Source organism: Pseudoduganella rhizocola, from assembly GCF_045984285.3.
GTDB lineage: Bacteria > Pseudomonadota > Gammaproteobacteria > Burkholderiales > Burkholderiaceae_D > Rugamonas.
Genome location: NZ_JBJQIK030000001.1, coordinates 574698 through 587203, shown reverse-complemented (window position 1 = coordinate 587203; position 12506 = coordinate 574698). Strand labels below are relative to the sequence as shown.

At 64.1% G+C, this 12506-nt stretch carries 12 protein-coding genes; all 12 read left to right on the top strand.

The genetic code is table 11. The annotated features are described in order from the left end of the window. Nucleotides 1–36 precede the first annotated feature (36 nt). Nucleotides 37–468, top strand: coding sequence for an ExbD/TolR family protein (locus tag ACJRPG_RS02740; RefSeq protein ID WP_407998507.1), 432 nt, complete (start codon nt 37–39; stop codon nt 466–468). Between the two features lie 74 nt (nt 469–542). Beyond that, nucleotides 543–1772: a tetratricopeptide repeat protein gene (locus tag ACJRPG_RS02735; RefSeq protein WP_407998506.1), complete on the top strand. Its 1230-nt coding sequence runs from the start codon at nt 543–545 to the stop codon at nt 1770–1772. A gap of 117 nt (nt 1773–1889) precedes the next feature. Next, a complete protein-coding gene (locus ACJRPG_RS02730; protein ID WP_407998505.1) occupies nt 1890–2861 on the top strand; it encodes a bifunctional riboflavin kinase/FAD synthetase in 972 nt (323 codons plus the stop codon). A gap of 53 nt (nt 2862–2914) precedes the next feature. Beyond that, nucleotides 2915–5779, top strand: coding sequence for an isoleucine--tRNA ligase (ileS, locus tag ACJRPG_RS02725; protein WP_407998504.1), 2865 nt, complete (start codon nt 2915–2917; stop codon nt 5777–5779). Between the two features lie 15 nt (nt 5780–5794). Continuing rightward, a complete protein-coding gene (gene lspA, locus ACJRPG_RS02720) occupies nt 5795–6295 on the top strand; it encodes a signal peptidase II (protein ID WP_407998503.1) in 501 nt (166 codons plus the stop codon). A 13-nt stretch (nt 6296–6308) separates the two neighbouring features. Beyond that, nucleotides 6309–7535, top strand: a complete 1227-nt coding sequence (gene coaBC / locus ACJRPG_RS02715; RefSeq protein ID WP_407998502.1) for a bifunctional phosphopantothenoylcysteine decarboxylase/phosphopantothenate--cysteine ligase CoaBC — start codon at nt 6309–6311, stop codon at nt 7533–7535. Beyond that, on the top strand, nt 7532–7981 hold the full coding sequence (gene dut, locus ACJRPG_RS02710) for a dUTP diphosphatase (protein ID WP_407998501.1): 450 nt from the start codon (nt 7532–7534) through the stop codon (nt 7979–7981). The genes coaBC and dut overlap by 4 nt, the downstream gene beginning before the upstream one ends. A 12-nt stretch (nt 7982–7993) precedes the next feature. Beyond that, complete coding sequence (locus tag ACJRPG_RS02705; protein ID WP_407998500.1) at nt 7994–9094, top strand: M48 family metalloprotease; 1101 nt, start codon at nt 7994–7996, stop codon at nt 9092–9094. A gap of 4 nt (nt 9095–9098) precedes the next feature. Continuing rightward, nucleotides 9099–9491 carry a surface-adhesin E family protein gene (locus ACJRPG_RS02700; protein ID WP_407998499.1) on the top strand — a complete coding sequence of 131 codons (393 nt, stop codon included), beginning with the start codon at nt 9099–9101 and terminating at the stop codon, nt 9489–9491. Between the two features lie 20 nt (nt 9492–9511). Continuing rightward, nucleotides 9512–10519, top strand: coding sequence for an XdhC family protein (locus ACJRPG_RS02695; protein WP_407998498.1), 1008 nt, complete (start codon nt 9512–9514; stop codon nt 10517–10519). Between the two features lie 163 nt (nt 10520–10682). Further along, entirely contained in the window at nt 10683–11567 is an 885-nt protein-coding gene (locus ACJRPG_RS02690) for a DMT family transporter (protein ID WP_407998497.1), read from the top strand. Beyond that, entirely contained in the window at nt 11564–12472 is a 909-nt protein-coding gene (locus ACJRPG_RS02685; RefSeq protein ID WP_407998496.1) for a DNA-3-methyladenine glycosylase family protein, read from the top strand. The genes ACJRPG_RS02690 and ACJRPG_RS02685 overlap by 4 nt, the downstream gene beginning before the upstream one ends. Nucleotides 12473–12506 lie beyond the last annotated feature (34 nt).

The window sequence follows — 12506 nt, the reverse complement described above, 5'->3', positions numbered from 1 at the left end:
CTGTACGAGGGGCGGCGATCCAGGAAAGGAACACACATGAGTATGAATGTCGGTTCGGGCAGCGCCGCAAATGCGGATCCGGAACCAATGATGGAAATGAATATGACACCGCTGATTGACGTCATGCTGGTGCTCATTATCATGTTGATTATCACGATTCCCAAGGCGAACCACTCGGTCAACCTGAACATGCCGGTCGGCACCCCGCCACCGCAGACGACGGAACCGGTTGTCGTGACGATCGACGTGGACTTTGACGGTACGATCCTGTGGGACGGCCAGGCTATTCCTGACCGCAACACGCTGGAACAGAAACTGATGAACATCGCAGCGCAAGCTGACCAGCCTGAGGTGCACCTGCGCCCCAACAAGCTGGTTGAGTACAGCGCAGTTGCAGGCGTGATGGCTGCGGCCCAGCGCCTGGGCGTGACGAAGATCGGTCTGGTCGGCAACGAACAGTTCCAGTAACGTACAGCTCTTTATTTTCCGCGATAGGCAGGTTATCCTGCCTATTTCGTTTTTTGATGAAAGAAAACCAAGTTATGTCCAAGTTCCGTCTCGCTCATCTCGGCCTGGTGATGGCCGCTATTGGCTTTAGCGCCGCAGCTCCCCTGGCAGGCCTGGTGCCCGCCGCGTACGCCGCCGATACCGTGCGTGCTGAAGTGGGCAAACCGCTGCAGGAAGCACAACGCCTGGCCTCCTCCGGCAAGAACAAGGAAGCCCTGGCAAAACTGAAGGAAGCCGACGCTGTCGGTGGCAAGACCGAATTCGAGAAATACCAGATCGAACGCGTGCGCGCATCCGCTGCGGCGGCTGCCGGCGACAGCGACACCGCTGCCCGCGCCTTCGAAGCCGTGATCAATTCCGGCCGCCTGTCCAACGCTGAACAGCCAAAGTTCACCGAAGCGCTGGCCGGCATGTACTACCGCGCCAAGGACTACAACAAGGCCATTACCTGGATCCAGCGCGCGCTGAAGGACAATCCGAACAACGGCACCATGCGTGACCTGCTGATCCAGACCTACTACATCAGCGGCAAATACGGCGAGGCAGCCAAGGAACTGCAGGCTTCGGGCAAGCAGTCCGAGCAGAACCTGCAGATGCTGGCCAATATCCAGCTGAAGCAGAACGACAAGGCCGGCTATGTGCAGACCCTGGAAAAGCTGGCCGGCCAGTATCCGAAGGCTTCCTACTGGGCTGACCTGCTGAACCGCGTGGTCGGCAAGCCTGGCTTCTCCCCGACCATGAACCTGGACGTGATGCGCCTCAAGCTGGCCCTGGGCCAACTGGCCAAGCCATCCGAATTCATGGAAATGGGCCAGCTGGCCCTGCAGGCACGCAATGCGCCTGAGTCGCTGAAGATCATTGACCAGGGCTACAAGAAGGGCGCCCTGGGCACCGGCACCGACGCCGGCCGCCACCAGCGCCTGAAAGACCTGGCCGTGAAGACCCAGAACGACCAGAAAGCCAGCGCCGAGAAGGACCAGGCTGAAGCCATCGCCAACAAGGACGCCGATACCCTGGCCAACATCGGCTTCGCGCTGGTGAGCGACGGCAAGGGCGACGAAGGCCTGAAGCTGATGGACCAGGCCCTGAAGTTCGGCACCGCCCGCAACCAGGAAGCCGTGAAGCTGCACTACGGCATCGCCCAATACCGCGCCGGCAAGAAGGCTGCTGCCATCAGCACCCTGAAAACGGTGAAGGGCACCGGCGGCGAGGCTGAACTGGCCCGCTACTGGATCCTGTACATCAACAATCCAATTAGCGCCTGATAACGGCCCTCCGGCTTGTCCCGGAAAGCGCCGCCTGCCCCCAGCAGGCGGCGCTTTTTACTTGTGGGCGGGCTATAATCGAGCATTCTGGCAAAGAAAGAAGAGAATCACCCCCTCATGAAGGTATTTCGCGGACTTCCGAACGCAGCAGCGCGCGCGCCCTGCGCCCTCACGATCGGCAATTTCGACGGCGTCCACCGCGGCCACCAGGCACTGCTGGCGCAAGTGCGCGCTGCCGCCTCGTCGCTGGGCCTGGAAGCGGCCGTGATGACCTTCGAGCCCCATCCGCGCGAGTTCTTCGCGCACAAGATGGGCGATATGAGCAAGGCCCCGCCCCGCATCGCCAACCTGCGCGACAAGCTGGGCTCGCTGGCCAATAACGGCATCGACCGCGTCATCGTCGAACATTTCAGCGACAGCTTCGCCGCCCTCACGCCGCAGGAGTTCACCGAGCGCGTGCTGGTGGACGGCCTGCATGTGAAATGGCTGATGGTGGGCGACGATTTCTGCTACGGCGCCCGGCGCGCCGGCAATGTGGCGATGCTGAAGGAAGCGGGTGCGCGCTACGGCTTCCAGGTGGAGACCTTGCCCACCGTGATGAACGGCGATATCCGCATTTCCTCCTCCGCCGTGCGCAGCGCGCTGGCGGCGGGCGACTTCACGCGCGCCGAACAGCTGCTCGGCCACCCGTATTCGATTTCCGGCCATGTGATCCATGGCGCGAAACTGGGCCGCACCATCGGCTACCCCACGCTGAACCTGCGCGTGCCGCACCGCCCTGCCCTGGGCGGCATCTTCATCGTGCAGGTGCACGGCCTGGCCGAAGGCCCGCTGCCTGCCGTGGCCAGCCTGGGCGTGCGCCCGACCGTGGAAGACGCGGGGCGCGTGCTGCTGGAAGTGCATATCTTCGACTACGCCCGCTCCTGCTACGGCGAGCGCGTGCGCGTCGAGTTCCTGAAAAAGATCCGCGATGAAGAAAAGTTCATCGACCTGCCCACGCTGACCGCAGCCATCGACCGCGATGCGCTGGAGGCGCGCGCGTATTTCCGCGAGCGCAGCGGCGCAGTCACCGCCACCGACCGAATTTGAGTGCCGCCATCCGCAGCGCCACCCACACCGATACACGATAAAGAAGATTCGATATGTCCGATAACAAAGCAAAGAAGGCCGAGAGCAAATACCCGGTCAACATGACTGAAACCCCGTTCCCGATGCGCGGCGACCTCGCCAAGCGCGAGCCGGGCTGGGTCAGGCAGTGGCAAGATAAAAAGATCTACGAGCGCGTGCGCAAGGCTGCCGCGGGCCGCCCGAAATTCATCCTGCACGATGGTCCGCCATACGCCAACGGCGACATCCACCTGGGCCACGCCGTCAACAAGATCCTGAAGGACATCGTCGTCAAGTCGCGCACCCTGGCCGGCTTCGACGCGCCTTATGTGCCGGGCTGGGACTGCCACGGCATGCCGATCGAAATCCAGATCGAAAAGCAGTTCGGCAAGAACCTGCCGACCGCTGAAGTGCTGACCAAGGCGCGCGCCTACGCGCTGGAGCAGATCGACCGCCAGCGCGCGGGCTTCATCCGCCTGGGCGTGCTGGGCGAATGGGACAACCCATATATGACCATGGCCTACCGCAACGAGGCCGACGAGCTGCGCTCCCTCGGCAAGCTGCTGGAGAAGGGCTATGTCTACCGCGGCCTGAAGCCGGTGAACTGGTGCTTCGACTGCGGCTCCGCACTGGCGGAAGCGGAAGTGGAATACCAGGACAAGCGCGACCCGGCCATCGACGTGGGCTTCAAGTTCGCCGAATTCGGCAAGCTGGCCACGGCCTTCGGCCTGGACAAGCTGCCGACCGAGAACGGCTTTGTCGTGATCTGGACCACCACCCCATGGACCATCCCGTCCAACCAGGCCCTGAACGCGAATCCGGAAGTGACGTATGCGCTGGTGGAAACCAGCCGTGACGGCGCGCCCCTGCTGCTGATCCTGGCGCAGGACCTGGTGGAGTCCTGCCTGCAGCGCTACAAGCTGGAAGGCAAAGTGATTGCCACCACCACCGGCGAAAAGCTGGCCGGCATCTCCTTCCGCCACCCGCTGCACGCGCGCGACGCCTTCTACGACCGCCTGTCGCCGATGTACCTGGCCGACTACGTGACCACCGACAGCGGCACCGGCATCGTGCACTCCGCGCCTGCCTACGGCCTGGAAGACTTTATCTCCTGCCGCCAGCACGGCATGAAGGACGACGAGATCCTGACCCCGGTGATGGGCGACGGCAAATACGCGTCCACCCTGCCCCTGTTCGGCGGCCAGACCATCTGGGAAGCCTCGAAGCCGATCTGCGAAGCGCTGCGCGAAGCAGGCGCCCTGTTCGAGCTGAAGATGTTCGACCACAGCTACATGCACTGCTGGCGCCACAAGACGCCTATCGTCTACCGCGCCACCTCGCAATGGTTCGCCGGCATGGACATCCAGCCGCTGGACGGCGGCGCCACCCTGCGCGAAACCGCGCTGGAAGGCATCGCGCAGACGCAGTTCTTCCCTGACTGGGGCCAGGCCCGCCTGCACGGCATGATCGCCAACCGTCCGGACTGGACCCTGTCGCGCCAGCGCCAGTGGGGCGTGCCGATGGCCTTCTTCGTGCACAAGGAAACCGGCGAGCTGCACCCGCGCACCCAGGAGCTGCTGGAACAGGTGGCGCAGCGCATCGAAAAAGGCGGCATCGACGCCTGGCTGGCGCTCGACCCTAAAGAACTGCTGGGCGATGAAGCCGCCATGTACGAGAAGAACAAGGACACGCTGGACGTGTGGTTCGATTCCGGCACCACGCACCAGACCGTGCTGCGCGGCTCGCACGCGGAGCAGTCCCACTTCCCGGCCGACCTGTACCTGGAAGGCTCGGACCAGCACCGCGGCTGGTTCCACTCCTCGCTGCTCACCTCTTCGATGCTGAACGGCCGTCCGCCCTATAAGGCGCTGCTTACGCACGGCTTCACCGTCGATGGCGAAGGCAAGAAGATGTCCAAGTCGCTGGGCAACACGCTGGCGCCGCAGAAAATCTCCGACACGCTGGGCGCCGACATCCTGCGCCTGTGGATCGCCTCCACCGACTACACGGGCGAGCTGTCGATCTCGGACGAGATCCTGAAGCGCGTGACCGAATCCTACCGCCGCCTGCGCAACACCCTGCGCTTCCTGCTGGCGAACACCTCGGACTTCGATCCGAAGGCGAACGCCGTGCCGGTGGCCGAGCTGCTGGAAACCGACCGCTACGCGCTGGCCAGCCTGGCCGTGCTGCAGGCTTCGGTGGAGAAGCACTACGAACAGTACGAGTTCCACCCGGTGGTCTCCAAGCTGCAGAACTACTGCTCGGAAGACCTGGGCGGCTTCTACCTCGACATCCTGAAGGACCGCCTGTACACCACGGCCGTGGATTCGAAGGCGCGCCGTTCGGCGCAGACCGCGCTGTGGCACATCACGCAAAGCCTGCTGCGCATGCTGGCGCCGGTGCTGTCCTTCACGGTGGAAGAAGCATGGTCCTCGTTTGCCGGCGCCGAAGCCTACGCGGCCAGCGATGAAACCATCTACACCCAGACCTGGTGGAAGCTGCCGGAAGTGCCGGGCGCGGACGCGCTGCTGGCGAAGTATGCGACCATCCTCGCGGTGCGCGCCGACGTCACCAAGCAGCTGGAAGACCTGCGCACCTCGGGCGCCATCGGCTCCTCGCTGCAGGCGCAGCTCGACATCTTCGCCCATGGCGAGAAATACCAGGTGCTGTCCAGCCTGGGCGATGACCTGAAGTTCGTGTTCATCACCTCGCTGGCGCGCGCGGTCGAAGTCGCGTCGGCGGAAGACGAACGCGTGGCCGTGGCGGCTTCGCCGGAAGCCAAGTGCGAGCGCTGCTGGCACTACCGCGCCGATGTGGGCGCGCATGCGGACCATCCAACGCTGTGCGGCCGCTGCCACAGCAACCTGTTCGGCGCGGGCGAAGTCCGCACCATTGCGTAACCCACCACATCACACATGGCCACTAAAAAAACGTTTTCGAGCAACCCGGCGAGCCTGACCCCGTGGCTCGGTATCGCCGCTGTCGTCATCCTGTTCGACCAGCTGTCCAAGATCACCATCAGCAAACTCTTCGTCTATGGCGAAGAGAAGGTGATCACCAGCTTCTTCAATCTCGTTCTGGCCTATAACCGCGGCGCGGCCTTCAGCTTCCTCTCCAACGAGAGCGGCTGGCAGCGCTACTTCTTCACCGCCATCGGCATCGGCGCGGCACTGTACATCGTCTACCTGCTGCGCAAGCATTCGGGCCAGCGCCTGTTCTGCTGGGCCCTGGCGCTGATCCTGGGCGGCGCCATCGGCAATGTGATCGACCGCCTGGTGTATGGCCACGTGATCGACTTCCTGGATTTCCACTGGAGCGGCATCGGCCACTTCCCGGCCTTTAACATCGCCGACTCCGCCATCTGCGTGGGCGCGGCGCTGTTTATACTGGACGAATTGCGCCGGGTGAACCGGTAAGCGAGGAGGCATCATGGAACTGACTGGCAAAAAGATCGTTCTTGGCCTGTCCGGCGGCGTGGCCTGCTACAAGGCTGCGGAACTGTGCCGCGCGCTGACGAAGGAAGACGCCTCGGTGCAGGTGGTGATGACGGATGCGGCCGAACACTTCATCACGCCAGTCACCATGCAGGCGCTGTCCGGCAAGCAGGTGTACAGCAGCCAGTGGGATCCGCGCGTGGCCAACAATATGGCGCACATTGACGTGACGCGCGAGGCGGACGCCATCATCATCGCGCCCTGCTCCGCGGACTTCATCCGCAAGCTGGCGCACGGCGCCTGCGACGACCTGCTGTCGACCATGTGCGTTGCCCGTCCGCGCCACGTGCCCTTGCTGGTTGCCCCCGCAATGAACGTGGAAATGTGGACCAATCCTGCAACCCAGCGCAATGTGGCGCAGCTGCGCGAGGACGGCATCGCCATCCTGGGCCCGGCTGCGGGCGACCAGGCCTGCGGTGAAGTGGGCATGGGCCGCATGCTGGAACCGGCGCAGCTGCTGGCGGAACTGGTTGCGGCTTTCCAGCCGAAAGTCATGGCAGGCAAACGCGTGCTGATTACCGCCGGCCCGACCTTCGAGGCCATCGACCCGGTGCGCGGCATTACCAACCTGTCCTCCGGGAAGATGGGTTATGCCGTGGCGCGCGCCGCCCGTGAAGCAGGCGCCGAGGTCACACTGATTTCCGGCCCTACCGCGCTGGAAACACCGTTCGGCGTCACCCGCATCAACGTGCAGAGCGCACAGCAGATGCACGATGCCGTGATGGCGGCGCTGGACGGCCAGCACGTCTTCGTCGCCGTGGCGGCCGTTGCCGACTGGCGCGTGACGAATCCGAGCACGCAGAAGGTGAAGAAAACAGCCGACGGCGCCGTGCCGCAGCTGGAGTTCGTGCAGAACCCGGACATCCTCGCGGCTGCGGCAGCACGCACCTCGCTGGCGGGGCACCCTTACTGCGTGGGCTTTGCCGCCGAATCCGAAAACCTCATTGAATACGGCGCCGCCAAGCGCGAACGCAAGGGCATTCCCCTGCTGGTGGGGAATATCGGCCACCACACCTTCGGCCAGGACGACAACACCATCATCCTGTTCGACGAACATGGCCACACCATCCTGCCGCGCGCCGACAAACTGACGCTGGCCCGCCAGCTGATTTCCGAAATCTCGAAACGAATCGACCAGCACTCGCTGTTCCGCCGCAAATGAAGACTATCGACGTCAAAATCCTCGACCCGCGCATGAAAGAACAGATGCCGGCCTATGCAACGCCTGGCAGCGCGGGCCTGGACCTGCGGGCCTGCATCGATGCGCCCATGGTGATCGAAGCCGGCCAGACCGTGCTGATTCCCACCGGCCTGTCCATCCACATCGCCGATCCGGGCTATGCGGCCATGATCCTGCCGCGCTCCGGCATGGGCCATAAGAACGGCATTGTTCTTGGGAATCTGGTAGGCTTGATCGACTCCGACTATCAGGGCCAACTGATGGTCTCGACCTGGAATCGCGGCCACAGCGCCTTTACGCTGAACCCGATGGAACGCCTCGCCCAGTTGATTATCGTACCGGTCCTGCAAGTCGGCTTTAACGTCGTCGAAGAATTCGGCGCCAGCGAACGCGGCGAAGGGGGCTTCGGCAGCACCGGAAAACACTGAGGAAGAAGGAAAATGGCAGGAGACAAGAACAAGAAGCCCACCAATCGCGCCTGGGCCGCGCTGAGCGCCACGGCAGCGGCCCTGCTGCTGTCCGCCTGCGCCACCACGCCTCCGCCACCCGACACCTCGCCGCTGGTGCAAGTGCCGCCACCGGCCGCCGCTCCCGTTGTGACACCGCGCCAGGCCGCCGCACGCGAAGCGCTGCGCACCATGGTAAGCCTGCAGGACCGCCTGTACCGCGTGGCCGCGCCTATCCTGATCGGCAGCGCCGACCTGTGCCGCACGCAGGCGCGCAACCTGCTTGGCTTCACCGCCAAGAACCGCTTCTCCTACCCCGGCGAATACAACGACGCCGCGGCCGCCGTGCTGAATTATGACGACGTGCTGCAGGTTTCCGGCATCCTGCCCGGCAGCGGCGCCGCACGCGCCGGCCTGCGCAAGGGCGACGACCTGATTGCCGCCGACGGCAAAAACCTGCCGACCGGCCGCGACGCCGAATCGAAAGCCGCCGCCGTCTTCGGCCCGCTGGTATCGAGCCGCGCCTCGCTGAACATGACGATTGCCCGCGGCGGCAGCAAGCAGACGCTGAACGTGCCGGTGACGCGCGCCTGCGCGATCCGCGTCGATCTCGGCAACTCGGACAATATCAACTCCTACGCAGACGGCAGCCGTGTACTGGTCACGCGCGGCATGATCAACTTTGCGCAGAGCGACGACCACCTGGCCTATGTACTGGCCAAGGACATTGCGCACAATGTGCTGGGCCACTCGGTCTCGATGCGCAACAACGCCGCCATCGGCAGCATCATCGACAACCTGGCCAGCGTGAGCCCGGACCTGAATATGCTGATCGGCACGGCGGGCATGAAAGCCTACCCGCTCGATATGGAAATCGCCGCCGACAACCTGGCGCTTTACATGCTGGCGCGCGCCGGCTACAGCATCGACAAATACAAGAGCTTCTGGCAGCGCGTATATGCCCAGTATCCGCCATCGGTGCTGAACGGCTACAGCGCCACGCACCCGAACGCCACGGGCCGCATGGCGCCGATCGACCGCACCGTGGCCGAAATCAAATCGAAGCAAGCTGCCAAGCGTCCGCTGACGCCGTAAAGCCATGAAGATCCTGTGTGCGCTGCTCCTGCTGCTGCCCCTGGCGGCCGGGGCGGCGCCATGGACCAAAACAGGCAGCGACAAGGGCAGCACGCTCTATCTCGACAAATCCAGCATCCGCAAAAGCAGCGAAGGCCGCAAGGCCTGGACCCTGCACACCTTCAGCAAGGACCAGCTCACGCCGGACGGCAAACCTTACCGCTCGGTACGCGCGCAGCACCTGTACGACTGCGAAGCGCGCACCATCACGCTGAAGACCCAGCTGTTCTACGAACAGCCGATGGCACGCGGCGAAGCGCTCGGCACCTACAAGTTCGAAGCCTACGATCCCGAGGAAGTGGGCAGTGACAACCTTTATGCCGGGGCAATGAAAGCGGTCTGCAGCAAGCGCAAATAAGTCCGTGTATATTAGGCGCCATGGACAGCATCGACCTCGAAGTACTCAAGACCAGCGCAGCATGGATCGCCGCAGGGCACCGCTGCGAACTCGTTACCGTCATCAAGACCTGGGGCTCCAGCCCGCGCCCGGTCGGCGCCACGCTCGCCATCTGCGACGATGGCCGCGTGGTCGGCTCGGTGAGCGGCGGCTGCATCGAAGATGACCTGATCGACCGTGTGCGCAAGAACGGCATCACGCGCACCGCGCCCGAAATCGTCAGCTACGGCATCACGGCAGACGAAGCGCACCGCTTCGGCCTGCCCTGCGGCGGGACCATCCAGCTCTCGATCGAGCCGCTGGGTGCGGAGAGCCGCATCGCCGAGCTGCTGGAACGTCTCGAACAGCACCAGCTGGTGGAGCGCCGCCTCGACCTCAGAACGGGCGCGGTCAGCCTGAATGCAGCCGGTGCCGGCGCCGTGCTCACGCTGACGGAAGACACGCTGACCACGCAGCATGGCCCGCGCTGGCGCCTGCTGATCATCGGCGCCGGCCAGCTCTCGCGCTTCCTCGCGCAGATTGCCAGCGCGATGGACTACCACGTCACCGTGTGCGACCCGCGCGAAGAGTACCGCGCCGGCTGGCAGCTGCCGGAAGTAAAGCTGGTGCATGCCATGCCGGACGACCTGGTCATCGACATGAAGCTCGATTCACGCAGCGCAGTTGTGGCGCTGACGCACGATCCCAAGCTGGACGACCTGGCCCTGATGGAAGCTTTGAAATCGGACGCCTTCTACGTCGGCGCCATCGGCTCCCGCGTGAACAATGCCAAGCGCCGCGAGCGGCTCCTGCAGTTCGACCTGAGCGAAGCCCAGCTGGGGAAGCTGCACGGCCCGATCGGCCTCTACATCGGCAGCAAGACCCCGGCCGAGATCGCGATCTCGATCCTGGCCGAGCTGACGGCGGTAAAGAACGGCGTCCCCTCCGCCCTGCAAGTCAACCACGCCGCCGCCCTCGAGCCCGCCACCACCGAACTCTGCGCCGTCTGACCCGAATTCAACCGCAAGAACCAGCTAGCCAATTGCCGAGCCCGTGTCCACCATGGGGTCAGACCCGAATGTGGACACGAACTCAAGCGCTACATGGCCGAGCCTGTGTCCATATTCGGGTCTGACCCCATGGTGGACACGAACTGAGCTGTAGAAGGAGAATATGAGTACTGCGAATTTGTTGCGTCTGATTTTGCTGGCCGCCATCTGGGGCGGTTCGTTTTTGTTTATGCGGATTGCGGCGCCCGTGCTGGGTCCGGCCGTGCTGATCGAGTACCGGCTGGTGTTCGCGGCGCTGTTCCTGGCGGCGATTGCCCTCGTCACGCGCAAGGCGCTGTCGCTGCGCGAGCACTGGAAGCATTACCTGATCCTCGGTTTCTTTAATTCCGCCCTGCCCTTCCTGCTGTTTGCCTATGCCGCGAAGACGCTGTCGGCCTCCGTCCTGTCGGTGCTGAATGCCACCGCGCCGATCTGGGGCGCCATCATCAGCGCCGTGTGGCAGCGCCAGATGGTGAGCGCGAAGGTCATGCTGGGCCTGGTCCTCGGTACCGCGGGCGTGGCCCTGCTGGTCGGCTTCGACCATGTGAGTTCGCGCGAGGGCGCAGGTATTGCGATTGCCGCCGCCCTGTTTGCCGCCTTTAACTACGGCATCGCCAGTACCTACGCCAAGTCGGCCAAGGCGGTGGAGCCTTTCGCCAATGCGCACGGCAGCATGTGGGCCGCCGCCCTGCTGGTGATGCCCGCGCTGGCCGTGTTCCCGCAGCCGGGCGAGCCTACCGTGGGCATCATGGCCGCCGCATTGGCGCTCGGCGTATTGTGCAGCGGTGTGGCCTACCTGCTCTATTACCGCCTGATCCGTGACGTTGGCCCCACTTCGGCGCTTACCGTCACCTTCCTGAACCCGCTGTTCGGCATCCTGTGGGGCACGCTCTTCCTGCAGGAGATCGTGGGCTGGTACACCGTTGTCGGCGCCGCCATCGTCATCACCGGCACCGCGCTCGTGACGGGCTACAAGCCGAAGCTGCCCTGGATAAAGCAGGCAGCATGAAGCAGCGCTTTACGCTCGCCCTGCCCGAGGGCTACCGCTTGCAGGATGTGATGAGCTTCCATCGCCGCGATGCCGAAAGCGTGGCCGAGGAAGTCAGCGAACAGGGGCTCCGCAAAGGCATGCTGCTCGATGGCGCCGCCGTGGTGCTCGACGTCCGTTTCGGCCGCCATGAAGCGGTGTGCGAAGCGAATGCCGACCTGCCCGGCCTGCGCAAGTTTCCCGCTGCACTCGCCGCACAGGTGCGCGAGGCGGCGGTGAATATCCTCGGCCTGCGCATCGATCCGGCCGAATTCAGTGCTTTCGCCAGGGACGATGCCTTGCTCGGCAAGCTGGTTGCCTCGCAGCCGGGCCTGCGCATCGTGCAGTCGGCCACCGTGTTCGAGGCGCTGACCTGGGCCATTATCGGCCAGCAAATCAACCTGCCCTTCGCAATTTCCCTGCGCCGCACCTTCATCCTGCAGGCCGGGCGCCAGCATAGCAGCGGGCTGTGGTGCTATCCGGAGGCGCAAGATGCCGCCAGTTTGACGGCAGAAGACCTCACAAGCCGGAAGTTCTCCACAGCCAAGGCGGAGACCCTGCTGCGCTTCGCGAAACTGGTCGCAAGCGGCGAGCTGGACCTGGCGCCCAGCGCCGGCAATCCGATCGAGGCCATCAGCGCGAACCTGCTGGCGGTGAAGGGCATTGGCCCCTGGACCGTCAATTACGGCCTGCTGCGGGGCTATGGCTACGCTGACTGCTCCCTGCATGGGGACGTGGCCATCCGCGCCGCCCTGCAGCGCCTGCTGGGCGAGGAAAGCAAACCGGATATGGCGCGTACCGAGCGCTTGCTGCAGCAGTACCAGCCGCACCGCACCATGGCGGCAGCCCACCTCTGGGCCAGTCTGGCAGTACCCAAAGAAGGCTAAGTTGTTGCCAAAAAAGCAGGAATAACCGATTATC

Bases quoted from the DNA above. Each gene is read 5' to 3' on its own strand.
- lspA (WP_407998503.1), top strand. From the start codon at position 5,795: ATGGCCACTAAAAAAACGTTTTCGAGCAACCCGGCGAGCCTGACCCCG.
- ACJRPG_RS02740 (WP_407998507.1), top strand. From the start codon at position 37: ATGAGTATGAATGTCGGTTCGGGCAGCGCCGCAAATGCGGATCCGGAA.
- ACJRPG_RS02700 (WP_407998499.1), top strand. From the start codon at position 9,099: ATGAAGATCCTGTGTGCGCTGCTCCTGCTGCTGCCCCTGGCGGCCGGG.
- ACJRPG_RS02690 (WP_407998497.1), top strand. From the start codon at position 10,683: ATGAGTACTGCGAATTTGTTGCGTCTGATTTTGCTGGCCGCCATCTGG.
- ileS (WP_407998504.1), top strand. From the start codon at position 2,915: ATGTCCGATAACAAAGCAAAGAAGGCCGAGAGCAAATACCCGGTCAAC.
- ACJRPG_RS02705 (WP_407998500.1), top strand. From the start codon at position 7,994: ATGGCAGGAGACAAGAACAAGAAGCCCACCAATCGCGCCTGGGCCGCG.
- ACJRPG_RS02685 (WP_407998496.1), top strand. From the start codon at position 11,564: ATGAAGCAGCGCTTTACGCTCGCCCTGCCCGAGGGCTACCGCTTGCAG.
- ACJRPG_RS02730 (WP_407998505.1), top strand. From the start codon at position 1,890: ATGAAGGTATTTCGCGGACTTCCGAACGCAGCAGCGCGCGCGCCCTGC.
- ACJRPG_RS02735 (WP_407998506.1), top strand. From the start codon at position 543: ATGTCCAAGTTCCGTCTCGCTCATCTCGGCCTGGTGATGGCCGCTATT.
- coaBC (WP_407998502.1), top strand. From the start codon at position 6,309: ATGGAACTGACTGGCAAAAAGATCGTTCTTGGCCTGTCCGGCGGCGTG.
- dut (WP_407998501.1), top strand. From the start codon at position 7,532: ATGAAGACTATCGACGTCAAAATCCTCGACCCGCGCATGAAAGAACAG.
- ACJRPG_RS02695 (WP_407998498.1), top strand. From the start codon at position 9,512: ATGGACAGCATCGACCTCGAAGTACTCAAGACCAGCGCAGCATGGATC.